Source organism: Cupriavidus sp. D39 (assembly GCF_026627925.1).
Taxonomy (GTDB): Bacteria; Pseudomonadota; Gammaproteobacteria; order Burkholderiales; family Burkholderiaceae; genus Cupriavidus; species Cupriavidus ulmosensis.
Genome location: NZ_JAPNLE010000001.1, coordinates 469,946 through 494,782 on the forward strand (window position 1 = coordinate 469,946; position 24,837 = coordinate 494,782).

Here is a 24,837-nt window from a genome sequence, read left to right on the forward strand (position 1 = left end):
CATAATGAGCCACCTACAATGTGCTCATGTCCTTCGATCTTCAACCGGCGATCTCTGTCCTCCAGTTGCGAATCAGCCTGCGAGGCTTGAGCCCGCCGGTTTGGCGGCGCGTCATCTTTCCCGAGCACTTGACGCTCGCGTACTTGCACAGTGTCATCCAGGTAGTCATGGGCTGGACGGACGAACATCTGCACCAGTTCACGATCCGAGGCAGGCGTTACGGCGAGGCCCATGAGGGCGTCCTGCAATTTTCCACGGTGGCAAACGAGCTGACGCTGGCCGCGTTTAGTCTGCGAGAACACGAAGGCTTCGTCTATGTGTACGACTTCAACGCGTGGTGGCGGCACGATATACGCGTCGAGCGGCGTATGCTGCGGCAGCGTCCTGGGCCGCTGCCACGCTGCGTGGCGGGTTGCGGGCCTTGCCCGCCAGAGGACATCGGCGGGATCGAGAGGTATCTGGAGGCCAGGGACGAACGCAGTGAGTACGAGTTCCTCGACTGGCTCGAGTCGCTGCGCGAGGGTCCAGTTATGCTGGACGACCTGCGGGATGAGGTCGACCAATGGCTGGTTTGGCTGGACCGGCGCTTCGACCGTCGGACCGCCAATGAACGTTTGCAACAAATCCCGGCATAGACTGGCTGCCCAGACATGCGTGGGAGGCCGCCATGCGGATCAGCTTGCAAGTCGTAGTGGATACCGAGGGTGACGCGCCTGCCACCGTCACCGAGATTGCGCAGTTCGAGCGAGCCGGCCTCGATGCCGGCTCGCTGGGTCTGCACTTGGCGGAAGCGAAATCATTGCTGGGTCGGCTGCAGCGCACGATGGTCGCGGCACAGCAGGTTGCCGAGGCGGTTGCCCGGACCAGCGTTTGCCCCACGTGCGGTGCGCAGTTGGCTTGCAAGGGCCACCATCACCTGGTCTTCCGTAGTGCGTTCGGGCGACTGTCGATTGACAGTCCCAGGCTGTACCCCTGCCGGCAGTGCAAGGGCGACGCACCGAGCTTCAGTCCGGTCGCCGGCTTTTTGCCTGAGCGGGTCAGTCCAGAACTGCAGTATCTCGAGGTCAAGTTTGCAGCGTTGATGTCCTATGGCCTGACCGTCAACGTTTTGCAGGAGGTGTTGCCGCTCGATCACTTGCTGGCAGCCAGCTCGATCCGGCGCCAGGTCACCGTGCTCGGTCGCCGGCTGGAAGCGGAACAGGCCGCCGATGCCCGGCAGCAGGTGGAGATGGCGGCGAGCATTCGTTCGCCCGACATCCCGGAACCCAGTCCGGTGCGCGCGATTGGCATTGACGGCGGCTACCTTCGGCTGGCGGGCCGCAAGCGTCGCCAGGACGGTTGGTTTGAGGTGATTGTCGGCAAGTCCATGCGGGATCAGGGTGCCGGCCACAGTTTTGCCTACGTACACAAACTGGAGCATCGGCCGGCCGATCGGATGTTGAATTTCCTCCTGCGAGAAGGTGTGCAACCGGATCAACCGGTTACCTTTCTCTCGGACGGCGGGGATACCGTACGGTCTGCCCAGTTCGGCTTTGGTGATCGCGGTGAGTGCATCCTCGATTGGTTTCACATCGCCATGCGGGTACAGAACCTCGAGCAGATGATCAAGGGCCGGCCAGCACACAGCGATGGCCCGAGCAATGCGATATTGATCAAGGCGCTGCAAGGTGCCAAGTGGCACTTGTGGCACGGCTGCCCCTATCCAGCGTTGCGCCGGCTGGAAAACCTGGGCTGGGATCTCGACGCCGAAGCCAGTCCCGAGGAGGCCAAGCTCCTTGGCAAGCTCGAGGAGTTGATCATTTATCTGGATAACAACAGGGGCTTCATCGTGAACTACGGTGACCGCTACCGCCACGGCGAGCCCATTGCATCGGGCTTCGTCGAGTCGGCCGTCAACCAGGTGATCAGCAAGCGGTTCGTCAAACGCCAACAGATGGCCTGGCGGCCGCGGCACGCGCACGCACTGCTACAAATCCGGACTGCCGTGCTCAATGACCAGCTCCGATCGCACGTTGAACGATGGTATCCCTCCATCGCCAGAGCAGAAAACCACCGCATCGCCGCTTAGTTGGCCCCCGCTTTGGCGCGGTCTCCGAGCAGGGCACTGGCTACAGCAAGAAGCGCCGGATTTCGTTAACTCCGCATTGATTGAGTTTCTTCTCGAGCTTTGATTCACTCCGGCGTGGTCTGACGGCTCAACGTAACGGCCCGGTGGAGGCCGTCTTGTCAACCTGTCGGCTCGCAAACCTCCCTGTGCCGCCTCGCCTTGCCCGAGCGCCTGTTCTGCCTCCGCCAGCTGCCGGCTGCGCGTGTGCCTGCAGTCGCGCCCGCGCCTGCACCGCCGCCAGTTCAACGCGCAGGTCCACGAGCGCCTGCTCGCCCTTCTGCCGCAGCGTGCGCTCCTGGTCGATTTCGCGCAGCGCGCGGCGCTCGGTGGCACTGGCCCGTTCCTGCGCCACCGCCGCCTGCTCGCGGGTGCGCTCCAGCTCCAGATCTTTCGAGAATTGAGTACGCAACGCCTTCAACTCCTGCTCGAGCGCCTCGACCTGGCGCTTGCCTTCCTCGTGACGCCTCTGCGCGGCCGCGTGGGGAGCCGTTGGACCGCCTCGGCGGACTCCGCTTCGATACGCCCCTGCAGCATGCGCAAGCCCCGGTAGAGAGCTGCACGCGAGCGTCACTAGGGATATATTCTGTTCCTCTCCGACACCTGTTCATTCAGCGTCCAGAAGTCATACAGGACGCCGATCAGGAATAGGCCGCCGGTCAACAGGTAGATCAGGCCACTGATCCATTTGCTGGTATACATCCGATGCACACCGAAGATGCCGAGGAAGGTCAGTAGGATCCACGCCACGTTGTAGTCGTACTTGCCGGACGCAAACCGACAGTCCGCTTCGCGGTCCATGCCGGGGATCAGGAACAGGTCAATGAGCCAGCCGATCCCGAGCAGGCCCAACGTGAAGAACCAGATCGTTCCGGTCACCGGCTTGCCGTAGTAAAAGCGATGGGAACCGGTGAAGCCGAAGATCCACAACAGATAACCGATGGCTTTGCTGTGGGTATCCCTCGGGGGATTGCTCGATGGATGCATTGTTCGCCTCGTGCAGTGGTTTGGCGCGATGATGACATAGCCTGTAGCACCGAAGCCATTTGGCGATCCAAGTACGGGCGATGGATTCCCATCCTACGTACCGTCTCATTGGCCAGCCCGATGCAATGGAGCTCGCAGCCTCTCGTAGGCTAGGATCGAGCCTGAGTCCGTATAGTTGTCACAAGGCAAGCCAAGCGCCCGCGCCGCAAGGCCCGGCGGTCTCCGGCTGTTCGCCAGTTGCCCTTGGTGGCGATTCAGCAAGCCGGCGGCGCTATCCTGTTGATACCGCCGGCCCAAGGTCCGGCGGCTTAGCCGCTACAAGCGAAATTCGCCGCATAAAGGTTATGTTTAATGCATCGGTGCGTGGCTGGAGGTAACAACGGCCTCTAGTTTAGCTATGCTGCCGACCAGTTCTACTCGTTGACGATGTAAGTGGTCCACAGCGCATCGATCCAACTCGCATTAACCTCCTTATTGCGACAGATCCTTTCGTTTCGATCTCCGCACGACAGGCGGCCCGCCTGTGCACGTACTAGCGCCACCGCCACATTGCTGCAGCCCGCTTCGGCGGGACCGCAGCGCAGGCGGGAACAAACCACCCTTGCCGAGCGTTCTTCCTCTCGGCAATCAGGAGGTGTGGCGAGTCGACACAAGTAGGGCCCGTCGGTTCCTGTCTATAATTGAGTCACATTCAACTAAAGGAAGTTCCATGACCATTTCCCTGTACGCCACCTCTGTTCCGCTCTTCAAGCAAATGCTGAACAGCGTTAGCGCTATTCTGGCCAAGACGGAAGAGCATGCTGTTGCGAAGAACATCGATCCAAGCGCAATACTGCAAGCCCGCCTGTTTCCTGATATGTTGCCCTTGATCCGCCAAGTGCAGATTGCCGCCGATTTCGCCAGGGGCGTGTCTGCACGTCTTGCCGGTGTGGAAGTTCCCAAGTACGAGGACACCGAACAGACTTTCGCGGAGTTGCAAGCGCTTATCAGCAAAACTCTGGCTTTCATCGAAGACTTCACGTCGGCACAGATCGATGGCAACGAGGAGCGCCAAATCGTTACGCGCCCGGGCACGCCGAAGGAGAAGAAATTCACTGGCCAGTCGTACCTGCTGAGTTACGGGCTTCCCCAGTTCTACTTCCATGTCACCACCACATACGCGATCCTGCGCCATAACGGTGTGGAAATTGGCAAGCGTGACTATATGGGTACGTACTGAGACTCCCTCTTTTCGGGAAGAGCTGCGGTTCGCTGTAACTTTGCGTGGTTGTTGCTTTCTCAAGGCGCCGCACAAACACATCAAGCATCGCGTGCCCATCGTCGCGGAGGACCACCGCGGTCCGCGTGTGGTCGCGCTGCGCCTCCGCGCGCGTCCGGCAGGCCGGGACGGTCGATGGTCACGCGCATCTTGTCGCGGAGGTTGTGCGAGAACTGCGCCAGCACCTCGGTGGGCGTGCCCCTGCTGAACCAAGGTTGCGGGCTGGCGCGGGGCGAGCGGATACTAAACGTGGGTGACTTGCGAGCGTCGCCAGATTTCTTCTTGGAAGTTTGGCCCCTAGCCTGTGCGGCTGAGGGCTTTCTCTTTGACGGTGTCTGTGTCGTGGTGCCGACCGGATTGCCATTGTTGGAACCCGCCCGCCAGGCGGTTAGATGGAAGCCAGAACGGACAAGGGACTACAACGCAGAACGTGATAACCCCTTGATTTGAATGGTGCGCCTCCCGTGAGTCGAACACGGCACCAACGGATTATGAGTCCGCTGCTCCAACCAGGCATGAACTAGAGGCCCGATGGAGCGGGTGAAGGGAATCGAACCCTCGTCATAAGCTTGGAAGGCTTCTGCTCTACCATTGAGCTACACCCGCGTGCGGTGCGCGGCATGATAGCAGCTCCCACCATTAGCGTGGCGCGAATTAGGCGTAGCTGCTTGTCACGAAATCCGCGCTGCACGGTGCACCTACGGCGGTTTCGCAACTCCGGCGCCGATGTAAGGCCATCGCTGCGGCAGTGGTCGGCTGTTGCCTCGAGAAACTACCCGGAGATCTTCTACCGTCTGCTCGAAATGAAGGCCCGCTGCAACCTATCCGGCCATCATGGGAAGTCAAATAGTATCTGTTGGATACCAATATGGTATCGGTTAGGTACTATATGGCCCGGCGCCCCTGTGGCCCGAAGATTAACTGGCTTGCCACGATCAATCATTGGGGGGCGGCCGCACTTTGACGCTGTGGCATGGCCCTCATTCAGGAAGACTTGCCTCCGGACCTCTTTGTATCAGTGCCCATCGTCGGTGCTGTTGGTCTCTACGCACCCAACAGAATAATTTCATGATCATGAAATTAACAATCGCCCATGGGTTGCCCTTGACGTTCGCGGTAGCGGTCCCTTCCTTTCGCCAACCTCACCGGCTCATGCCGGGGCTTATGCGGAAGATAGCGGTGCATTCTCGGACGGGGCGGTCGGGAGGCCGTTCATTACCGATTTCGCCGACCACTCATCACGCCCACTTCTTCCCTAGCGCCTCCAGACCAGCCTTTTGCAGGTCTTCCTGGCTCATCACAATGCGGAACTTGCAGTTGGCCTGGAAGTTGAGGAAGAAGGGTTCAGCAAAAGCGGGAACGTCAGATGGATTTTCGACGTTGATCAGGAATACCCCGCAGCGCATTCCGCCCCCGTGCCAATATGACGTGCGTCACCTATCCCTGATAGATTAGTGAGCAACGAGGTAGGTATGACCGTCAACAACTCATCCAAGGCAACGATGGCCGCCGTCAAGAATGTGTCCGATCCGGGCGCAACGCAAGGAGCCCGTAGGGCGACTGAAGAGGCGCCCGGATCGGCGACGCTGGCGTCAGCGTCCGGCACCGATTCAGAGGTCGTTGCTCGCGCTCGGCGCAGGCAATTTTCCAACGCCGACAAGCGCCGCATACTGGAGGCGGCTGACCGCTGCACCAAGCCCGGAGAGATCGGCGCGCTGATGCGCCATGAAGGCGTGTACTCGTCATCCTTGAGCACGTGGCGGCGCCAGCGCGAGGCTGCCGAACTGGCTGCCCTTGCCCCACAAAAGCGCGGACCCAAATTCGACGAGACTCGGGCCGAGGCGCGGCACATCGCGCAGCTCACGCGCGAGCGCGATAATCTCAGGAGGCGACTCGACAAGGCGCTGCTGGTGATCGACGTCCAAAAAACTTGCAGCCTTGCTGGGCAATCCGATCGACGACGACACCGACAAGCCGTAATGGCGGCTGTGCAAGAGCTCACTCCGGCCCTGGGCGCGAGCGCGGCCTGCCATGCCCTGGGCGTGCCGCGCGGCACGCCTGCCCGGCAGCGGGCCCACCTGCGTCGCATGGCCTTCATCGGTCCACTGCCACGGTCCACTGCCCGGCCCCGGCCACCGTTGGCTCTGGATGCCCTGGAAAACCAGGTGCTGCTGGACACCCTTAACAGCGAGCGCTTCGCCGACACCGCGCCGGCGGCGCTACACGCCACGTTGCTCGACGAGGGCCGCTACCTGGGCTCGGTGCGCACCATGTACCGGTTGCTGGCGGCCAATGGCGGCTCGCGCGAGCGACGCAACCAGCTTGTCCATCCGGCCTACACCAGGCCCGAGTTGCTGGCGCGCGCGCCTAACCAAGTGTGGTCGTGGGACATCACCAAACTCAAGGGGCCAGCCAGGTGGACGTGCTTCCACCTCTACGTCATCCTGGACATCTTCAGCCGCCATGTCGTGGGCTGGTTGATCGCCGGGCGCGAGAGCGCGGAGCTCGCTGAACAGCTCATCGCCGACAGCGTGGCACGCCACGATATCGCCCCCGGCGTGCTCACGCTTCATGCCGATCGCGGTGCCAGCATGCGCTCTAAACCGGTGGCCGCGTTGCTGGTCGACCTGGACATCACCAAAAGCCACAGCCGGCCTCACGTATCTGACGATAATCCCTTCTCGGAGTCGCAGTTCAAGACGATGAAGTACCGCCCGGACTTCCCCGCGCGCTTCGGCTGCATTGAGGATGCGCGCGCCCACTGCCAGGCATTCTTCGCCTGGTACAACACCGTGCATCGGCACTCGGGCATCGGATTCATGACGCCGCACAGCGTTCATTATGGGCTCGCCCAGGAGTTGCACCTCACCCGTCAGGCAGCACTCGACACAGCATTCCGGGCGTCCCCAAACAGATTTAAAGGGCGTCGCCCTGAACCACCGCGGCTGCCCACAGCAGTCTGGATCAACCCGCCGCCATCGGAGGCCATTACCCCAAACACACCACAGTCCGGCACAGTAAATTCATGAAGCCAGGTGACGCAAAGTCATTGACACGTTCCGCGCGACGAACGGCGAGGGGCTTCGCGCGCTGTGCCGAGGGCAACCGCGAACGGTGAAAGGAAGGCAAAGAGAAGGCGCCCTGGGTGGGTGGGAAGAGCGACAGGTGGCCCGCCGCCCCCGCAGCTAGGCCGCGCCGCCGGCGGGCGCGTAGTGGCCGATCAGGCGGTTGGCGAACTCGCGCGCGAAGCTGGACAAGCCCTCCAGGTCCCGCGCGCAGACCTGGAAGGTGCGCAGGGCCCAGTCATCGCGCAGGTCGCTGCAGCCGATGCGCTGCTCGGCCTTGAGGCGCGCGAAGGCGGCCTTGGGCACGATGGCGATGCCGGCGCCGGCAGCCACCATGCGGCAGGTGGCGTCGTAGCTGGCCACGTGCACCCGGATCGTCATGGGCTTGTGCAGCGCGCCCGCGGCGCGCGTCAGGAACATCTGGTAGGCGCTGCCCTCGAGCAAGGCGACGAAGGCATGCTCAAGCGACTGCTCGAACCACACGGCCGGCTCCGCGAGCAGCGGATGGCCGAGCGGCGCGACCAGGATCAGCGCGCTCTTGACGAAGGGCACTGCCTGCAGGCCTGCGGTGGGCACATTGCCGGAGATGATGCCGAGATCGGCGCCACCCTCGCGGACCACGCGGACCACGTCATCGCTCAGGCGCTCGCGCACGTCGATGCGCACATCCGGATGGGTGGCGAGGTACTCCCCGATGACCGGCGGCAGGTATTCGGTGATGGCGGTGGTGTTGGCCACCAGCTTGACCTGCCCGCTCAGGCCTGCGGTGAAGGGCTGCAGGTTGCCGGTGAGCCGCTCCAGCTCGGCCAGCACCACGCGCGCGTGGTGCAGGTAGACCTCGCCGGCCGCCGTCAGCGCCACGCCCTGCGGCGAGCGCTCCAGCAGCCGTACGCCGAGCGTGTCCTCGAGGTTCTTGATGCGGTTGCTGACCGCCGGCACCGAAAGAAACGAACGCTCGGCGCCGCGGGTCAGGCTGCGCGTTTCCGCCACGTTGACGAAAAGGCGGAAGTCGGTGATGTCAAAGGGGATAGCCATGCAGCAGGTCTCGCGGCTCAATCATGTAGCGGGGAATGATAACCCCGATGCGGGAGAAACCTGGCGCCATGGCGCGGGCGCCGGCGCGCAGCCCGGCCGCCTTGTGCTACCAGCCCGCCGGCTCGAAGCGGAAGCCCTGGCCCTGGCGCCGCACGTAGCCACAATACGGCTCGCCGAAATGCACCGGCAGCACCAGCGCGCCGGTGTCTGCGGCCTGGTTGAGGAAGGTCAGGCGCGTGCTGCGGGCAAGGTCCGGGCGGATACAGTAGCCGGAGTTCACGTCCGGGCGCACGATCTGCAGCGGGCTGTGCAGGATGTCGCCGCAGAAGATTGCCTCCTCGCCGCGCGAACGGACCCGAAACGCGACCTGCCCCGGGCTGTGGCCGGCGGCGGCCTCTACCTGCAGGCAATCGGCGATCTCGCGCCCCGGCTCGATCATCTCGGCCAGCCCCGCGTCGACCACCGGCATCACGCTGTCGAAGAACGATTCGCCGAACACGTCCACCACGCCCGGCTCCTTGTTGCGGCCCTGCTCGCAGAAGACGAAGTCGTCCTTGGGGAGGTAGTAGCGGGCGTTGGGGAAGGTGGGCACCCAGCGGTTGTCCTGCCAAGTGGTGTTCCAGCCGACGTGGTCGGCATGCAGGTGCGTCATGACCACGTGGGTGACCTTCTCCGGCGGCGCCCCGGCCGCAATCATCCATTCGCGCACCAGGGTGTTGAGCATGTTCATGCGTGCGATGCCCGCGCGCGGCTTGAAGTTGCCCACGCCGGTATCGACGACGATGATATGGCTCCCCGCGTACACCACCCAGAACTGGATCGTCACGATCAGCTTGTTCATGTGAGGGATCCAATGGTGCGGCGCCATCAGGCCGGCATTCGCATCCAGGACCGAGCGGTCGATGTCTGGGAACAGGAAGGCCGGATCGTGCGTGGGACCGGCATATTCGAGGATACGGGTGACCTTCAGGTCGCCGACGGTGCGCGTTTGCATCATGATACGGTGTCTCCTTCCTTGTTCTATGCGGACCGGGACCGGTGCGCCGGATCGGCGGCTCCGCTTGGCAGGCTCCAAGCATCGGCGATTTCACCGCGGGTGCCAATTTCGCTTTCCGAAAGTGGGGTTTCGGACGGCGTTACCCGCCGCAGCCAGCGGCATCCGGCGACGTCCGCCCCTGCCCTCCGCCTCGCCTGACTGCCACCCTCCCCCTGCGCCGCCTGAGAGGCTGCGACGGCAGTTCCCCGACTTGCGCCCTGTGCTTGGCACAAAACCGTTTCGTATTTCCAAAATGTGAGGTGTGGGAAGCGTATCAGCAGGGTGAAGGCCATCCGTGGGGCAACATGCTGTCTTCCGGCCGCCCCTATATCGAATCCGCTGCCTGGCTGGGCATTGCCCCGAGCGTATGCATAGCGCTGACGCTGCTCAGCGCGGCCGGCGCCCAGATCCTCAACGGCATCTCGTTCGACATCGCGCCGGGCGAAGTGCTGGCGCTGGTCGGCGAATCCGGCAGCGGCAAGACCATGGCCGGCCGCGCAGTGATGCGCCCCTTGCCGGCGCAGGTGCACCAGACCGGCGGCACCATCGCGCTTGCGGGCAGCGACATCGCTATCCTGTCGGAGCGCGGCATGCGCGGCATGCGCGGGTTGCGCGGTCAGGTGGCGGGCATGGTCATCCAGGAGCCCATGGTCTCGATCAACCCGGCGATGACGGTAGGCGCTCAACTGCGCGAAGGCTTGATGTTGCACGAGAAGCTGACGGCGCAGGCCGCGCGCGAGCGTGCCGTGGCCATGCTGCGGCGCGTTCAGATCGCGGACCCGGAAAACTGCATGGCGTCATACCCCCACGCGTTCTCGGGCGGCATGCGCCAACGCATCATGCTGGCCTCGGTGATGCTGCTCAAGCCCCGCCTGCTGATCGCCGACGAACCGACCACAGCGCTGGACGCGTTGAGCCAGCGGGAAGTCATGCAAATCATGGCCGACTTCACGCGCACCAGTGGCACCGCCGTGCTATTGGTGACGCATGATCTGCAACTGGTCGCCCACTACGCCGACTCGGTGCTGGTGCTAGGGCGCGGCAGCCAGGTCGAATCGGGCCCGGTCGAAGATGTGTTGCGCAACCCGCGCGAGGCGGCTACGCGCAGCGTGATCGACGCCCTGCCAAAGCGCGACGACAATCGCCCGCCCGTGCCGGATGCGCCGCCGATCATCGAGGCCCGCAATGTCTCGGTGGGCTATCCCGGCAACCACCGGCTGTTCTCGCGCACAGCGGCCAAGCTGGCGGTGGACCAGGTCTCATTGGCGATCCGGCCCGGCGAAGTGGTTGCGGTGGTGGGCGGCTCTGGCTCCGGCAAGACCACGCTGGGCAGCGCTTCCCTGCCAACGCAGCAATACGAAAATGCCGACATCTGCACTTCTGGTTATGTGTCGTTCGGGACAAAACTCAACAACTTTGAGACGTGACACTTGGCATGGCGCCCCGCCGGCCGTTCCTTTTACCCACTAACTTTGAGAATTCAACCCACTAACTGCGAAACAAAACCCAATAACTTTGAGACGTGACACTCACAAAGCGCCTCATGTGCCACAAAAATCAATTGCGGCATTCGATTGCAGCCAATGCATCACTTTTCCCTATTCTTGATAATCTTTCTTCTCAAGAACAGGGAAAATAAGGAACGCCACCCAACCAGATTAGCGGACCGCCCCTGATCGCCCGGGCCTACCAGCGGCCAGACCACAGCCACAGGTTGTCACCAGCCGCAAGCGACGGGCCGCGGGATCGGTGCCTCGCTCTCCACGGTCGCCCGCATCTCTGCAAATGCGTGGGAACGGCCGGTGGCGGTGGTGGCTCGTGGATAGCGTCAAGCAGGATGTCCGGGCGTGTTGCCTCACGAAGGAATGTTACCGGTTTACCGACAAACTCAACATTAGACATGCGAATGGCTGCCTCACCGGCTGCGACGGTGGTCGTCAACGAGGCGATTTGGCAATGGAAACAGCGATGAGACGCCGTCAGAAGCGCGAGCGGGCAATCCTACGAGGTCGGTCGCGTGTCGTTGCGTGGCGTTGGCCACTGGAATTTCTGGGACTTGCGATTCAGGCCGTCGCGAAACGCAAGTCCGGTAAATTCCATGCGCAGCCACTGCGTGACCAGACCGGCCGTGACGGGCTGATTCATGCGCCATGGTGCGACCGCGTTCATCGGGAAGGTCTCGACAAGCACCAGACTCAGCAGTTGGTTCAAAGTCCAGGCCATCGAGCGAATTTGCATCCACAACTCCAGCACGGTGCGCGATTGCTGCCAGAGATTGCTCACGCCGAACCAGCGCTTGAGATTGTGAAACAGCGGTTCTATGCCCCAGCGGCGCGCGTACAACTGCACGATCTCCTGGGCGCTCAAGTCCGTTTCGCTCGCGAGCAGCAGACGGGGCTTGGTCCAGGCCTGTTTCTTCGCATCGAAGAACTGGCACCAGACGGCACGCACCAACGCGCCCTTGAGGAAGCGCGCGCGGGCCTCGGCAGAGCGCAGGCGAACCTGCTGGTCTTTGCCATAGAGCGGCATGCGCAGTTCGATCGCGGGCAGTGCTTCGATGGCCTCGGCGTTCAGGCGCTCGCCATAGATGCGCTTGCGACCACGTCTGGGTGTGGTTGGCGGTGGCGGCACGAGAAACAGCGCGGTGTCGATGCGCGCCTGTCCAATCACGTGCATTTGTCTGCGCAGCAAAGGCAATACCAGGCGGGCGCGCATGAACCACGAATCGAACAGCAGCACCAGGTTGACCCCGCCGTTGCCCAGCGCGCTCACGCCCAGCGTAACCCAGCACTGGGCCCGTATGAATTGCGGCCGATTGATCTTGCGGCTGTGGTCGTGGCGATACGCGCAACCGGGCGCCTGCTCCGAGGAGCGCGGCACCAGTGTATCGTCGATGACCAGTGTCAGCACATCGCATGGCAGCACTGTGAGCACCAGCAAGAACAATTGGCGGGCCAAACGCACGGTGCGCAAGCTGCCGCGCCCGAGAAGCTTGTAGTAGGTCGTCCAGTGCCTGCGTCGCGCGATGGCGCTGATAGCGCGCGTCACCCAGCCTTCTGGCGAAACCATACAGCCGCACAGCAGCTCGACAAAGCTCCCGCGAGAGCGAATTGGCACGGCCAGAAGCAGAAGGTTGATCCATTCGGACAGACACAGTCGTACACGGTTGGACAAAGACATGGGCAATCGCAAGAGGACCGAAAACGATCCTCATTGGCCGCCGCGCTGCTTGCGCTAAAACCCGCGCAAGCAGCGCGGCGGCCACACGATCATTGCCCCATGTCAAGCATTTTTCGATTTCTTGAATCCGTTTCCAACCCGCTCGTTGAGCGGGCCTGAATGTCTAAAGTTGAGCCGACAAACACGACCGGACAAAATGATTGTCGCCGCCCAGACTCGCGACGGCTGCCCGATTTCTTCATTGGACGTTCAGCCCTTTGCCTGCCCGGCAGAGGGCTTTTCTTTTGCGGGCTCTAACAGGTTGGTGGCGGGCAGGCGCTGACTATCGCAAACAGGATTCCGCAAGCCAGCGACGCCGCAATATGGATGCCCCGCGGCTCGAAGCGCTGTGAGCTGGAAAGCCGGTCACCCCATCGCCTGGGCTGACCACCATTCCGCTCGCGCCCGCGCCATGGCGCGACGAGCCATGCGCGCGTGACGCGCCTTACTATCACCCGGCCTGCGTCACAACATCAAGGTCTACGGGAAGGCTGATGACATCATCCGTTCCGCAATCTCCTGAAGCGCTGCCCGGGCCGCCGCATCGCCGCGCTTTGCTGCTTTTCGCAAGAGCGAAAACCCGTGATTGGCATCGGCGGCGGAGTGTCGCCCATGCAGATGCAGTAGGGCCAATCGCGCCGTCGCGTGCACAATCCCGCCGGCCGCCGCGAGGCCATAGAAATGGGCCGCCTTCTCATAGTCGATCGGTGGCAAATTATCCCGGCTCTGGCCGGGATAATCGTCCCAAGTTACTGCGGCGTTCATCGCGGCCGATGAGATCCCTTGGCCCGCGGCTTCCTCGTGGAGTGCCAGCGCGCGGTGGCGATCCACCTGGGCGCCGCGTCCCAGCATTAGACTGTCCCCGAGACCGCTCAGTGCTGTCAGACGGACTTGCGCGGGCGCGCTTGGAATGGATAGGATCCTCTCGAAAAGGCGATTGGCGTACGCGGCATCACAATTCCCACCGGCGCTATTCAGGCAGGCGATGGCCAGGTTGGCGAGGGCTTCGGGAAATGGCGAAGGCCCCTCGGAAAGGGTTTCCCAAAGTCGGCGTGCCGCCGCCTCCCCGACTGGATTCGCGGAGTCCAAGAGCTGGTAGGCGAGCCCGTTGACAACCTGGGGTGTGATGGCTCCGGCCACTAACTCCCCCGCAAGGTATTCGGTCGCACGTGTGGCGTCGACGTCGAAATCGCCTTCCATTAGTCGCCCGAGCGCTACAACACCCGATTCCAATTCCATGCTTTCCTCCGCTGCGCAGAGCGGGCAGTCTAGCAGCATCGATCCGCCACCTTAACGGTTGCGCGGATACACGGCGGTCCGCCCTCTGGCAGCATTCCCTCGGCCTGTTCTGATCGTTCTGCCGGCTAAGTGCAGGAGGAAAACGTCGCAGAATTCCTCATGTGCGCGCGTTGGCGAGTATTCGAGGGTCGGCCTAATGCAAATATCTTAAGCTTCAGATATTTGCGAACCCCGGCCATCTCTCGTAGAGCATTCGGAATGCTCACATGCGCCTGCGGCACGCTCCAGCCGCGAGAATCGGCACGACGCCCTCACCCGCCAGCGTCCGCGTTGCACCGACAGCACAGGCGTGCGCACCATAGAAGCGTTCCGCTCGGCGTAACACGAGTACCGGCCGACCCTCCATTTGCGCAGGAGCGCTGAAATTGCCGCCGGTCTCAGTAATAGCTGCAGCCTGACATGGTCCTATAAAGGAGCGAGTAAGCACCTAGACTTCGCCCGCCTCGGGCCCTTGGGGGTCTGCCAGCGGTACGGCCTTCCCCGGCTGTAAGGCTTGACGCCCGCGATTGGGTCGTGGGCAGGTTGAGCGCAGTCCGTCGATATGTTCTTGCAGGCCTTCAGGAATCGCCTGCCACATCGGGTCGAGGATGAAATCAATGCCTTCGCGCCGCGCCTGCTTGGCGGCCGGTACGAAATCCGCATCGCCCGCTATGAGCACGATCTGGTCGACCTGCTTCTTGAACGCTAGGGACGCGACGTCGATGCCGATGCGCATGTCGACCCCTTCTGCTTCGTATCCACGCGGACGTCGTCGGGATGCAGTTCGTCCAACGTGATCTTGCGCTTGAGTAGATCGGCGATCTTGTCGGGCCTGATGGTCCAACTCGTATGGGTCGACAAATGACCTAAGCGCAGAGCTAACTTGCGCTTCGCCCTCAGGTGGTCATGCAGCGCCAGCCGGAAGACGGCCTCATTGGACTTGCCGAAATCGATGGCCTTGCCGGTGAGTGGATGGTGCATCTTCTTCTGCAGCGGCGGGCAATCGTAGAAGAAGATCCGGTACAGTTCGCGCGAGCGCCCAGCCGGCGCCCCATTGCGCCGCTGGGGCACGAGGTGAGCGCAAGCCCACTGATGAGCGCAGTCGGCAACACGAGCGGCATCGTAGGCGTGCTCCGGGTCGAGTGACCGGAATCGCTTGATGAAGTAGGCGCCGTCGATAAGGATCGCTGTCGGCATGGCTATATCCGGTCGGGATCGGGCAGAACAGTGGCCCTGGAATGCAAAACGCCCAAGGGTTCGGCGCGTCCAGGATGGGTGGGACGGCTTACTGCCAAGGGCGGGATAAGTAATTGTCGTACGGAAGTAGTCACTATGTCAACAAGCGACTGATCTCTACGAATCGACGCGGAAATGTCCCCCATCCCCCGGCGTTGACCGCCCGCTGCAGCCGTCCGGCATGGCGCCGCGGCCGTCCCAGCCCTGCCCGTTGCGGTAGCGCACCGCCCCAGGCGTTGGGGGCGGAGGCGACTCGGCAAAGCAGCCGGCGGCCTGCAGATGTTCCAGGGTCAGGCCGTGCTGGGCCATCTGGATGCGGATCCAGGTAATCGCTTCGGCGCGCTCGATTTCGATCGACATCATTCTAGGTGCACAGATTTGAGGTAGCTGCGGGGCAGGATCCTGCGTTGTCGTCTCAAAGACCGTTGGGCTTCAACAATGTTCCGGCGGATCGCTGGTGTAACGCAACCCGCTCGCTTGGAGTTGGGAATCACGTGGTCACCCCGCCGCTCAAAAATTAATCGGACCAGAGCAGCCCGCCGGGCATCTGGTCCTCGCGCGATTTGTCCACAGGTTTATCCCGTGGCGCGGTGGACAAATCCTCGTCCTCGGACGCACCGTCAAGCGGGCCCCGCCTTGAACTTCAATTTGGTCTTGGTCGCTGGCACCTGGCGCCTGGTCGTTGCCAGGCGGCGCGTCGCGGTGGCTTGCGCATCGGCCCGCTCGGCGCGCCGTACTGCCGTTTCCAGTTGCGCCCGCAGCCCGTCTTGGGCCGCCTGCCCTCGCCCGAGCGCCTGCTCTGTCTCCGCCAGTTGCCGACTGAGCGTATCGCGCTCAGCCTGCAGCCGCGCCCGCGCCTCGGCGCCGGCGACGGCGGCGTCCTGCGCCCTCGCCTGCACCGCCGCCAGCTCAGCACGCAGGTCCGCGAGCGCCTGCTCGCCCTTCTGGCGCAACGTGCGCTCCTGGTCGATCTCGCGCAGCGCGCGGCGCTCGGTGGCGCTGGCCCGCTCCTGCGCGACGGCCACCTGCTCGCGGGTGCGCTCCAGCTCCGCCGAGAATTGGGTGCGCAGCTCCAGCAACTGCCGCTCGAGCGCCTCGACCTGGCGTACGCCCTCCTCGTGACGCGCCCGCGCGGCCGCGTGGGCCTGGCGCTCGGCTTCCAGTTCCCCTTGCAGCGCCGCGCGCGCCTGCTGGGCGGCATCGAAGTCTGCCTGCACTGCCGCCGTCTCCTGCTCGGCCACCACCACCGCGGCCCGCGCCTGGTCGCGCTGCGCTTGCGCCTCGCTCGCCTGCAACCGCGCTTCGGCCCGCAGCGCGGCCAGTTCGCCGGCGGCGGCCTCGTTGGCGGCCTGCCAGATCGACTGCACGGCATTGGCGGCGATCGCCTTGAGGGCGTCCGGCAGCTCGGGGTGCGCGATGGTCACGTGCATCTTGTCGCGCAGGTCCTGCCAGAACTGCGCCAGCACCTCGGTGGGCGTGCCCATGCTGCCCTTGCGCACCAGGCCGTAGAGCTTGTTGGCGGTGGGCGTGATGCCATACCGGAAGAACAACAGGGCGCAGACCTCGCGGTAGAGCGCGCGGGTGTCGGGGAACTGCGCGCGCAGCGTGGCCACGTCGGCGGCGAGCGTGGCCTGCAGGGCGGCGTCGGGAGCGGCCTCACTGGGCATGGGCGGCGTGGATGCGGGGCTGGCGGTCATGGTTGGGCGGCGGACAAGATCACTTTCGATAAATATTACTACGTAATACGTTAATTATTTGAGTAAATTTCTAAATCTTTAGACATAAGTGTCATTCTGTCTATAATGATGGCTACACTCACGCCATGCCGCCCGCTGCCCCGATGGAAGCCCTCCCCTGCCCGCCCTGCACGCCCTGCCCGCCACCCCGCTCGAGCGCCTGCGCCTGCCCGCCGAACTCTCCGGCGCCGCCGGCAGCAACCGGGCGCGCGGCGGCACCCCGCAGATCGCGGCCGCCGACGATCTGGCGGCAGTGACGGCCTGGCTCGCCCGCTACGCCGACACCCCCGCCACCCTGCAGACCTATCGGCGCGAGGTGGAGCGGCTGCTGCTGTGGGCCGTGATGCAGCACGGCAAGCCGCTGTCGTCGCTCACCCATGAGGATCTGCTGCGATACGAGCGCTTCCTGGCCGATCCGCAGCCGGCCTGGCGCTGGGTGATGGCGTCGCGCAAGAAGCTGGCGCGCGACGCGCCCGCGTGGCGGCCGTTCGCCGGGCCGCTTTCCCCGGTCAGCGCGCGCCACACCCTGGTGATCCTCAATGGCCTGTTCGCCTGGCTGGTCGACGCCGGCTACCTGGCCGGCAATCCGCTCTCGCTGGCGCGCAGCCGGCGCGGCGCGCCCAAGCCGCGCATCACGCGCTACCTGAGTCACGACATGTGGCAGGCGGTCAAGGACGCCATCGACGCCATGCCGGGCACGCTCGAACGTGCGACCGAGCGCGACCGCCTGCACGCGGCGCGCTGCCGCTGGCTGCTGACCGTGCTGTACCTGGGGGGCTTGCGGGCGGCGGAGGTGGCCAGCACGCGCATGGGGGCGTTTTTTGCCGGCGTGACAGCCAGGGCCTGGAGCGCTGGTGGCTGGAGGTGACGGGCAAAGGCAACAAGACGCGGCTGGTGCCGGCCACGGACGAAATGATGGTGGAGCTGGCGCGCTATCGCGCCGCCTACGGCCTGCCGCCGATGCCATTGCCAGGCGAGGATCGCCCCATCGTGCTACCGGTCATTGGCAAGGAAAAACCCTTGTCGCGCGGCGCGCTTCACCTGGTGCTCAAGGAGATCTTCGCGCTGGCGGCCGAGCGCCTGCGCGCGCGCGGACCGGATTGGGAAAGCCGGGCCGCGGTGCTGGCCAGCGCCTCGGCGCACTGGCTGCGGCATACTGCGGGGTCGCATATGACGGACCAGCAGGTGGACCTGCGTTTCGTGCGGGACAATTTCGGGCACGCGTCCATCTCGACCACCAGCGCCTACCTGCATACGGAAGACGATGCGCGGCACGAAGCTACGCAGGAACGTCACCGGATCGGGTGGACGCGTTAGGGCTAGCTCCCCTGCTGGCCTTCCTCTTATTTCCGCCGGGCGCAAGAGCTTACGGAAAACATCCCGTTTCATGACGCGGAATTTCCAACGAGATTGTGAATTTTCCAACGGCGTACCGCTCAGGTGCGCCGTTTTGCCATGGGCGGCAGGAATGCGTTGAGGCAAGCGGAGACGGATTCCGAACACCTTCGCGCCGGCTCACATCCTGGCTCAATCTAGCGATGAGCGGCGCGCAATGCGCGAATGAGCTTCTGCACTAGCTGTTCATGTTGCTCCAGCGCCTCTTCAAGCGTGCAGGCTCCGTAGCTCTCGTTTTCTTCCGCCACCTTCCCAACAACACGAGTCACGAACAGCGGTGTGTCCTTAGGTGCTGGCTCTGACACCCCGCGGAAACGGGTAGTGACCACGACGCCGCAGTCTTCCATCAGCGTGCGGCGGAAGATCAGTTCGTTTTCAGCCATCCAGCGCGACCACTCGTCCTGGTCCAACACCTGGACAGGCCGGTTCTCCGCATCCAGGATATAGAAACGACTCCATCTGGGTAATACTAATCGGGATCTCATAGGAGGATGATCGGAGTGGGTTGCAGCCATTCAATGCTGAATGGTCTCCCTAATTAGGCAGCCCATGCATTGGCCAGTCTAAATTCGTATCCCGGCTTGCAAGCCAAGCGTCCTTTGGCAACACTACGCGCGTTAGGAGCAGCGCGACCGTAGCTGCGTTCGGTCGATCCATAGCAACATACTGTTGACTTGCACGGAATCCTGACCTGGGATTTGCACTGAATATTGACCCACCCGAGAGGCTGTTTAGGTGTCGCTTGGTGATGGGTGTTTGCTGGTGCGTTTCTCCTTCTTGGGTTGGGTCGTGCTGTTCTTGAAACGATAGCTATCGTTGCCGGTCTCTACAATGTGGCAGTGATGAGGAGGCGGTCGAGTAGCGCCGTGGTCGTCTTGGCGTCGCCGAAGACGGCGGCCCATTCGGCGAAGCTCAGGTTGGTGCTGATGATCAGGCTGGTGCGCTCGTACAGCTTGCTGATCAGATGAAACAGCAAGACGCCACCGGTCTGGCTGAACGGCAGATAGCCGAGTTCATCCAGAATCACTAGATCGGCATACATGAGCCGCGTAGCCAGATGTCCCGGCTTGCCAGTCGACTGCTCCAGTTCCAGCGCGTTGACCAGCTCCACGGTCGAGAAGAAGCGCGCCCGGCGATGATGGTGTTCCACCGCCTGCGCGCCGATGGCCGTGCCCAGATGGGTCTTGCCGGTACCTGGGCCGCCCACCAGGACGATGTTGTGGGCGGACTCCAGGAACTCGCAGCGGTGTAGCTGCCGGATCAGGGCCTCGTTGACTACGCTGCAACTGAAGTCGAAACCGGTCAGATCCCGGTAGGCCGGGAAGCAGGCGACCTTCATCTGATAGGCCAGCGAGCGCACCTCGCGCTCCGTTAGCTCAGCCTTGAGCAGGCGAGACAGGATGGCTACGGCAGCCTGGTAGGCGGGCGAATCCTGCGCCGCCAGATCGCCGAGGGCTTGCGCCATGCCGTGCAGCTTCAGCGACTTGAGCATCTCCATCACGACCTCATGCTGCATGATGCGCCTCCCGATCTCTCAGCCGCTCATAGCGGCCGACGTTGGCCTGGGGCTCGACCTGCAGGGCGAGCGCCTGAGGCGTCGTGATGGGTGGGACGGGCTCGCCTTCGAGCAGACGGCTCAGGATGAGCAGGATCGTCTGCTTGGAGGGTGCCTCCAGGGCCAGCTCCACCGCAGTCAGCACCGCCTGCTCATCGCGCAGCCGCACCAGTGCCGGGATCTCGACCATCTCCCGGTCGCCGCCCCCCCGCTTGAGCAAGGTGGACTGCAAGCGTCGGAAGCCCTCCGGCAGCTCGCCGAACGGTGCGCCATTGCGCAGCGCCCTTGGCTTGCGCTGCAGCACCGCCAGATAGTGGCGCCAGTCGTACAGGGTTCGGCCCGGGCAGTGGCGGGCCGGGTAGGCGGGTGCCGTAACATCAGCGCGCAGGTAGCGCCTGACCGTGTTCCTGGAGATGCCCAGGGTCTGGCGATCTCGCGCAGCGAGATCTGATCACGAAGATGCCAGCGTCGAATGATGCTTAATATGGCCACGTCGATCACTCCGAACTCCCGCCCGTTCCCGAGCAGGACAGTGTTCTATATGTGGGTCAACATTCGATGCAAAAACCAGCCTTACCTGGGTCAGGTTTGGATGCAAATCAACACGATTAGCTTCGCATAGTGGCCGAGTGCTGGCACACGCGTGGGGCAATGCGATCCGGCGCAGGCCACCAAAACGATGGTGCAACTTGGAAAGTTGCTCATTAAGAGGATCAATTGCTTCCGGGTTACCTTCTGCGCCACACTTCGTGCCTGCCGCGATCCTGGGCATGCAAAGGAAAGACATGTTTTCCGAGATCCATGCCAATCAAGGTGACCTCGCACATGGCAGGCCCCTCCAAGAAGTGACGCCTCCAGCCAAGGTGAAGCGTCGGGGATCGGGCTGATCAATTCACGCTGGCGACTCTCACCGCGCCAACGGCCCGCGAACAATGTCCGTTTGGCGCTATCACACACGCAGCATGAATTCCGCAAAGGCCTCCGAGTCAAGCGGGCGGCTGACTAGATAGCCCTGAATGGCATCGCATCCGGCATCCTTCAACTCCGCCGCCTGGCGTTGGCACTCGACGCCTTCCGCGATTGTTTTCATTCCCAGCGAACGAGCGAGACCGACAATGCTTCGGATGATCGCCGACGCCTTCTCCGAATCAACCAGCGCTCGAACAAACGACTTGTCGATCTTCAGAGTGTCGATGGGCAGTCGGACCAGATAGCCGAGACTGGAGTATCCAGAGCCGAAGTCGTCCAGCGATGTGGATATGCCGGCTAGCTTCAGCGCGGCAAGAACGGACGTTGCCTTTTCGATATCGCTCACCAGACTGTCCTCCGTGACTTCAATGTCGAGCATTGCGGGGGAGACTTCGTATGCCCTCGCGATACGGAGAATCATGTCTGTAAGTCCCCCACAGAGAAGTTGCCGAGCCGACAGATTGAGGCTGATCCGCGGTATGGATACACCCAGCTGTCGCCATGCACCGATATGCTGGCAAACTGCATTGAGTAGCCATTCGACGAGGGCGCCTTCATATGGGGACTCAAGTAACACATCCAGGAATGCGTGCGGCATCAGCAATCCTCGTTCAGGATGACGCCAGCGAAGAAGCGCCTCAGCACCGATTGGGGAAGCATCCGCGAGTGCTATCTGAGGCTGGAAATGAAGCTCGAACTGGTTCGCGGCAAACGCCTCACGAAGATCCATGCGCAAGGCAAGGCGGTCACGCATGCCCCGGTCGAGTGCGCCATCGTACGCGCGCACCTGAAATCGGCCAGATGACTTCGCTGCGTACATGGCCGTGTCGGCACGACTCAGCAATGCCTCGGCTGATTCCGGCGCTTCTCTCAGTAGCGCGATGCCAATGCTAGCCGACAGGGAGACGGATCTTCCGCATGCTTCGAATGGCATTGCGAGCTCACTGAGCACTGCATGCGCGAACGCTTCTGCCGTGCTTTCGGTCGTATTGCGTAACAGCAGAACAAACTCGTCGCCCCCTACGCGCGCGGCGAAAAATTCAGGTGCGAGAATTGCGACTAGCCTTTTCGCAAAGCCGCGCAGCAGATCATCGCCGACAGCATGACCGAACGCATCGTTGACTTCCTTGAAATGGTCCAGGTCAATAAACAGCACCGCCAGGGAAGCACCATGCGTAAAATCTGCTGAAGCAGCCTCAGCGACCGCGCCTGATAGCGCTTCCATGCACTTGCGCCGGTTGGGCAAACCAGTCAGATAGTCGTGACTAGCTTCAAACTCCAACAGCGCCGCGTGCTCGTGTTCGCGCGTGACGTCACGGAAGAGTACCGTAATGCCATCGTCGTGGGCAAATGAGCGAGCCTCAAACCAGGTGTCGAGCGGTGCGTAATAGTCAGTATGCCGACCGGGGAGTCCAGTTGTCGCCGTCTGCTGATAGACGCGGTAGTAGCCGGAGTCCACCAAGTCCGGGTAACACTGCCAGATGTCGCGTCCCAGCAGGTTTTGCCGCTCCTGCTGCAAGTATCGTTCAGCTGTATGGTTGAGATAGGTGAAGCGCCACGATCTGTCTATCGACATGAATCCATCGCTCAGGCTATCAAGCATGTCACCAAGGTGAGGCGGTGCAGGCTGTCGGGCGCCGGCATCTTTCGGGCGGGGAGGGTCAGTCTGTCGTTCCATTTTGTTTGGGGCCATCTGTTCGCGTCGGACCCAAAGGCATCGCACGTGCGCAAACCGTGGGCTCCCGGTGGGCGAATCCGCCGGTTCATGCAACGTTGAACAGGAGCTTAGTGAGAATATGGTATTAGTTCTAATATTGTTTTTTGATTGTGTTAATCACTTTCGATGATGTCAGGCAGGGCGGTCCTTAGTGGGCACATGTTGCCTCACAGCACGTCAAAGATAAGGGTTTCCCCATATATCGGCCAGGCTTTCCGAGACCTGCCGCAGCAAAAAAGATGATACGCTCAGTCACATTACACAGATTCGTTGATACCTAATCGACCCACTTAGCAGACGAGGAAATGGTGCTGGCCACCAGCGCCGAGCATGGCCCGGAACTGCCGGCGGCGGTGGAACTCACCAAGCTGCCCGGGCTGGAACTGGTGCTGCCCACCAAACGCCATGGCTTGCGCGGCGTGCTGGACGCCGCGACGCAGATCGAAGACGTCACGCTGCAGCCAAAATTCGAGATCGACATCCTCGGCACCATCGTGCAGTTCGTCGAGGCCACGCGTTTTGCCACGGTGCTGCCACGCATCGTGGTGCAGCGCGCGGTGGATGAGGGCCGGCGAATCTGGGCGCTTCCTGGCAAGCCACCTCAGGACGAAGACTGACATTCACAATCGCAGGAAGTAACTTCACGGTAGCGTGGTCGAAATAACCAGCGAACCATTTCGTGGCCCAAGAGCCTACGCATGAAAATCCAGTAGAGTAAGGAGTCTGATCGCAAGCCCGCCTCGTACGGTGGGACCCAGCGGCACGCCGCTTGCGACCACGTTTAAGACCCACCCCTTTCAAGGTGATTAGACGACACGTCCAGCCTTGATGACACGGGCGGTAGAAACATGCCGCCGTGCTACGCATCCGGCCACATAGCCTTTCTTCTTCGGCGCTTTCGGTCCCCGCGTATGTTTGCGCATCGCGCGGGGATCAACGTGCGTCGCCATCTTGATCAACTCGCGACCGAGCTGAGCTGGGGTGAGGAGGTCATAGGCCTGCCACACCTCGGGCGGCACCGCGATCATCATGCCGGCATAAGTTGCCCGGATTTCGCTGGCGAGGTAATACGGTGAGAGCTCGATGTCGCTGGTATCCAGCTCATGCCGGATTCTCACCGCAGTCGCAATCACGCTCAGTACGTTATACGCGAGCGCCGCCACGCCGAAGGCCAGCAGCGCCGCGCGCGGTTGGCTCAACGAACGAATCTCACTGTTGAGCACCGATTCCAGCCGCTGAAACATATTCTCTATGCTCCAGCGTCGCCGGTATAGCCGGGCGACGGCCTCGGCCGTCAGATGGGCGGCCGGGACATTGGTCAGCAGGCGGATGACGGTGTCACCGTCCTCGGTGGCGCCATCCAGATGTAGCTCGATGCGCCGCAGCACCAGCGGCGCGTTCGATTCATCTGGGATGCTGACCGCTTGCTCGTACACGATGCCGGTTTCGACCCGGCCCATTTCGCGTAACGGCTCCAGCTCGCTGGGGCTCGGATTGCGGCCGTGCTCCCGCACGATGAAGGCGCTGCCGCGACGCTGCCAGCCGGCAAGAATCGCCCGGGTGCTGAAGCTTGCGATCGGCGATCCACAGCTCGGCCGGCTGAGCCGATGCGAGCAGGGTTTCCATGATGGCCCGCTCCTGGGCATGCGCATCTTCACAGGGCACCAGATCAACGATCATCGCTGTGTCCGGGTCATAGACGACCAATGACTGCCCCGGCAAGGCCGCGCCCCGAAACCCACGTAATGGTTTCAGGCGCTTTTCGCTCGCCGGCAAATGGCTGCCATCCACGATGCGCAGGCGATAGCCGTCCACCGAGGGCGGCTGCTTGCGCAACATCGGTTGCACGACCGGCCCCAGCCGCCGCGCGCTGCCTTGCACCAGGGCACGAACCAGTCCGGGCTCGGTCCGGCTGATCTTGTCGTACAGCGCGGTGATGGAAACCGGCAACGCCGGACTGGCCTTGGCCGCCGCATGCACCGACGGGCGCAGCCCCACGGCGACCAGTGACATGATTTCCACCGTCGTCGAGAACAATAGCTCCCGCGTGTACTGCGTTTCACGCTCTTGCTCGAACAACTGGTCGATCCAGGCCGGATCAAGGGCGCGTTGCAACCCCAGGCGCGCCATCACGCTGATCGGGCTGTGTTCGAGAAAGCGTTCCACCACTGCGTCCACTATCACGCCATTGACTCCGGTTTCTGTTCGAGAGCACGGAGGGTGCCCTAATTTTCGTCACCTTGAAAG

17 protein-coding genes, 2 tRNA genes and 6 pseudogenes are annotated in these 24,837 nt (G+C 62.7%); 8 read left to right on the forward strand and 17 right to left on the reverse strand.

What is annotated here, in order from left to right:
- Positions 1–26: 26 nt before the first annotated feature.
- On the forward strand, positions 27–635 hold the full coding sequence (locus OMK73_RS02425; RefSeq protein ID WP_267600535.1) for a plasmid pRiA4b ORF-3 family protein: 609 nt from the start codon (positions 27–29) through the stop codon (positions 633–635).
- 32 nt (positions 636–667) lie between these two features.
- Positions 668–2,068: an ISKra4 family transposase gene (locus OMK73_RS02430; protein WP_267600536.1), complete on the forward strand. Its 1,401-nt coding sequence runs from the start codon at positions 668–670 to the stop codon at positions 2,066–2,068.
- A 127-nt stretch (positions 2,069–2,195) separates the two neighbouring features.
- On the opposite strand, the gene OMK73_RS02435 is transcribed toward OMK73_RS02430, so the two are convergent.
- Both OMK73_RS02435 and OMK73_RS02440 read right to left on the reverse strand, forming a co-directional pair.
- Entirely contained in the window at positions 2,196–2,516 is a 321-nt protein-coding gene (locus OMK73_RS02435; RefSeq protein ID WP_267600537.1) for a hypothetical protein, read from the reverse strand.
- A 161-nt stretch (positions 2,517–2,677) separates the two neighbouring features.
- Complete coding sequence (locus OMK73_RS02440) at positions 2,678–3,091, reverse strand: NINE protein (protein WP_267600538.1); 414 nt, start codon at positions 3,089–3,091, stop codon at positions 2,678–2,680.
- A gap of 709 nt (positions 3,092–3,800) precedes the next feature.
- Between OMK73_RS02440 and OMK73_RS02445 the strand changes: the two genes are divergently transcribed.
- Entirely contained in the window at positions 3,801–4,310 is a 510-nt protein-coding gene (locus OMK73_RS02445; RefSeq protein WP_267600539.1) for a DUF1993 domain-containing protein, read from the forward strand.
- Positions 4,311–4,800: 490 nt separating this feature from the next.
- Here OMK73_RS02445 and OMK73_RS02450 read toward each other — a convergent pair.
- From OMK73_RS02450 to OMK73_RS02460, 3 genes and pseudogenes are all read right to left on the reverse strand, one after another.
- Positions 4,801–4,879 (reverse strand) — tRNA-Ile (locus OMK73_RS02450).
- Positions 4,880–4,881: 2 nt separating this feature from the next.
- Positions 4,882–4,955 (reverse strand) — tRNA-Gly (locus tag OMK73_RS02455).
- A 632-nt stretch (positions 4,956–5,587) separates the two neighbouring features.
- A pseudogene (locus OMK73_RS02460) lies at positions 5,588–5,758 on the reverse strand (panthothenate synthetase); the annotation flags it as partial.
- Positions 5,759–5,821: 63 nt separating this feature from the next.
- Between OMK73_RS02460 and OMK73_RS02465 the strand changes: the two are divergent.
- Positions 5,822–7,378, forward strand: a complete 1,557-nt coding sequence (locus OMK73_RS02465; protein ID WP_420715435.1) for an IS3 family transposase — start codon at positions 5,822–5,824, stop codon at positions 7,376–7,378.
- A 156-nt stretch (positions 7,379–7,534) separates the two neighbouring features.
- Here OMK73_RS02465 and OMK73_RS02470 read toward each other — a convergent pair whose 3' ends face one another.
- Both OMK73_RS02470 and OMK73_RS02475 read right to left on the reverse strand, forming a co-directional pair.
- The gene (locus tag OMK73_RS02470; RefSeq protein ID WP_267600541.1) at positions 7,535–8,449 is read right to left on the reverse strand and encodes a LysR family transcriptional regulator; all 915 of its coding nucleotides are present in this window, start codon (positions 8,447–8,449) and stop codon (positions 7,535–7,537) included.
- Positions 8,450–8,555: 106 nt separating this feature from the next.
- A complete protein-coding gene (locus OMK73_RS02475) occupies positions 8,556–9,446 on the reverse strand; it encodes an MBL fold metallo-hydrolase (RefSeq protein WP_267600543.1) in 891 nt (296 codons plus the stop codon).
- Positions 9,447–9,790: 344 nt separating this feature from the next.
- Between OMK73_RS02475 and OMK73_RS02480 the strand changes: the two genes are divergently transcribed.
- The gene (locus OMK73_RS02480) at positions 9,791–10,912 is read left to right on the forward strand and encodes an ATP-binding cassette domain-containing protein (protein ID WP_267600544.1); all 1,122 of its coding nucleotides are present in this window, start codon (positions 9,791–9,793) and stop codon (positions 10,910–10,912) included.
- 574 nt (positions 10,913–11,486) lie between these two features.
- On the opposite strand, the gene OMK73_RS02485 is transcribed toward OMK73_RS02480, so the two are convergent.
- From OMK73_RS02485 to OMK73_RS02495, 3 genes are all read right to left on the reverse strand, one after another.
- Positions 11,487–12,665, reverse strand: a complete 1,179-nt coding sequence (locus OMK73_RS02485; protein ID WP_267600545.1) for a transposase — start codon at positions 12,663–12,665, stop codon at positions 11,487–11,489.
- Between the two features lie 519 nt (positions 12,666–13,184).
- Complete coding sequence (locus tag OMK73_RS02490; protein WP_267600547.1) at positions 13,185–13,943, reverse strand: tetratricopeptide repeat protein; 759 nt, start codon at positions 13,941–13,943, stop codon at positions 13,185–13,187.
- Between the two features lie 487 nt (positions 13,944–14,430).
- Positions 14,431–14,826, reverse strand: a complete 396-nt coding sequence (locus OMK73_RS02495) for an NYN domain-containing protein (RefSeq protein WP_267600548.1) — start codon at positions 14,824–14,826, stop codon at positions 14,431–14,433.
- A gap of 62 nt (positions 14,827–14,888) precedes the next feature.
- Here OMK73_RS02495 and OMK73_RS02500 point away from each other — a divergent pair, with 62 nt between their 5' ends.
- Positions 14,889–15,128, forward strand: a complete 240-nt coding sequence (locus OMK73_RS02500; protein ID WP_267600549.1) for a hypothetical protein — start codon at positions 14,889–14,891, stop codon at positions 15,126–15,128.
- A gap of 207 nt (positions 15,129–15,335) precedes the next feature.
- On the opposite strand, the gene OMK73_RS02505 is transcribed toward OMK73_RS02500, so the two are convergent.
- Entirely contained in the window at positions 15,336–15,581 is a 246-nt protein-coding gene (locus tag OMK73_RS02505; RefSeq protein ID WP_420715436.1) for an H-NS histone family protein, read from the reverse strand.
- Positions 15,582–15,838: 257 nt separating this feature from the next.
- Positions 15,839–16,915 (reverse strand): DNA-binding protein, encoded by a 1,077-nt coding sequence (locus OMK73_RS02510; protein WP_267600550.1) that lies wholly within the window; start codon positions 16,913–16,915, stop codon positions 15,839–15,841.
- Between the two features lie 157 nt (positions 16,916–17,072).
- On the opposite strand from OMK73_RS02510, the pseudogene OMK73_RS02515 reads away from it, so the two are divergent.
- Positions 17,073–18,271: pseudogene (locus OMK73_RS02515) on the forward strand (tyrosine-type recombinase/integrase).
- A gap of 215 nt (positions 18,272–18,486) precedes the next feature.
- Here the strand turns inward: OMK73_RS02515 and OMK73_RS02520 are convergent.
- From OMK73_RS02520 to OMK73_RS02535, 4 genes and pseudogenes are all read right to left on the reverse strand, one after another.
- Positions 18,487–18,834 carry a hypothetical protein gene (locus tag OMK73_RS02520; protein ID WP_267600727.1) on the reverse strand — a complete coding sequence of 116 codons (348 nt, stop codon included), beginning with the start codon at positions 18,832–18,834 and terminating at the stop codon, positions 18,487–18,489.
- Between the two features lie 246 nt (positions 18,835–19,080).
- A pseudogene (istB, locus tag OMK73_RS02525) lies at positions 19,081–19,865 on the reverse strand (IS21-like element helper ATPase IstB).
- Positions 19,855–20,247: pseudogene (locus OMK73_RS02530) on the reverse strand (IS21 family transposase); the annotation flags it as partial. The pseudogenes istB and OMK73_RS02530, both read right to left, overlap by 11 nt.
- 606 nt (positions 20,248–20,853) lie before the next feature.
- On the reverse strand, positions 20,854–22,476 hold the full coding sequence (locus tag OMK73_RS02535; RefSeq protein ID WP_267600552.1) for an EAL domain-containing protein: 1,623 nt from the start codon (positions 22,474–22,476) through the stop codon (positions 20,854–20,856).
- Between the two features lie 404 nt (positions 22,477–22,880).
- On the opposite strand from OMK73_RS02535, the pseudogene OMK73_RS02540 reads away from it, so the two are divergent.
- Positions 22,881–23,207 (forward strand): annotated as a pseudogene (locus tag OMK73_RS02540) (LysR substrate-binding domain-containing protein); the annotation flags it as partial.
- A gap of 189 nt (positions 23,208–23,396) precedes the next feature.
- Here the strand turns inward: OMK73_RS02540 and OMK73_RS02545 are convergent.
- Positions 23,397–24,720: pseudogene (locus OMK73_RS02545) on the reverse strand (IS4 family transposase).
- Between the last annotated feature and the right edge of the window lie 117 nt (positions 24,721–24,837).

What these genes read in the sequence shown, in the direction of transcription:
- OMK73_RS02425 (WP_267600535.1), top strand. Translation starts at nt 27, where the DNA reads ATGTCCTTCGATCTTCAACCGGCGATCTCTGTCCTCCAGTTGCGAATC.
- OMK73_RS02430 (WP_267600536.1), top strand. Translation starts at nt 668, where the DNA reads ATGCGGATCAGCTTGCAAGTCGTAGTGGATACCGAGGGTGACGCGCCT.
- OMK73_RS02440 (WP_267600538.1), bottom strand. Translation starts at nt 3,091, where the DNA reads ATGCATCCATCGAGCAATCCCCCGAGGGATACCCACAGCAAAGCCATC.
- OMK73_RS02445 (WP_267600539.1), top strand. Translation starts at nt 3,801, where the DNA reads ATGACCATTTCCCTGTACGCCACCTCTGTTCCGCTCTTCAAGCAAATG.
- OMK73_RS02465 (WP_420715435.1), top strand. Translation starts at nt 5,822, where the DNA reads ATGACCGTCAACAACTCATCCAAGGCAACGATGGCCGCCGTCAAGAAT.
- OMK73_RS02470 (WP_267600541.1), bottom strand. Translation starts at nt 8,449, where the DNA reads ATGGCTATCCCCTTTGACATCACCGACTTCCGCCTTTTCGTCAACGTG.
- OMK73_RS02475 (WP_267600543.1), bottom strand. Translation starts at nt 9,446, where the DNA reads ATGATGCAAACGCGCACCGTCGGCGACCTGAAGGTCACCCGTATCCTC.
- OMK73_RS02480 (WP_267600544.1), top strand. Translation starts at nt 9,791, where the DNA reads ATGCTGTCTTCCGGCCGCCCCTATATCGAATCCGCTGCCTGGCTGGGC.
- OMK73_RS02485 (WP_267600545.1), bottom strand. Translation starts at nt 12,665, where the DNA reads ATGTCTTTGTCCAACCGTGTACGACTGTGTCTGTCCGAATGGATCAAC.
- OMK73_RS02490 (WP_267600547.1), bottom strand. Translation starts at nt 13,943, where the DNA reads ATGGAATTGGAATCGGGTGTTGTAGCGCTCGGGCGACTAATGGAAGGC.
- OMK73_RS02500 (WP_267600549.1), top strand. Translation starts at nt 14,889, where the DNA reads ATGCAGCGCCAGCCGGAAGACGGCCTCATTGGACTTGCCGAAATCGAT.
- OMK73_RS02505 (WP_420715436.1), bottom strand. Translation starts at nt 15,581, where the DNA reads ATGATGTCGATCGAAATCGAGCGCGCCGAAGCGATTACCTGGATCCGC.
- OMK73_RS02510 (WP_267600550.1), bottom strand. Translation starts at nt 16,915, where the DNA reads ATGACCGCCAGCCCCGCATCCACGCCGCCCATGCCCAGTGAGGCCGCT.
- OMK73_RS02520 (WP_267600727.1), bottom strand. Translation starts at nt 18,834, where the DNA reads ATGAGATCCCGATTAGTATTACCCAGATGGAGTCGTTTCTATATCCTG.
- OMK73_RS02535 (WP_267600552.1), bottom strand. Translation starts at nt 22,476, where the DNA reads ATGCTTGATAGCCTGAGCGATGGATTCATGTCGATAGACAGATCGTGG.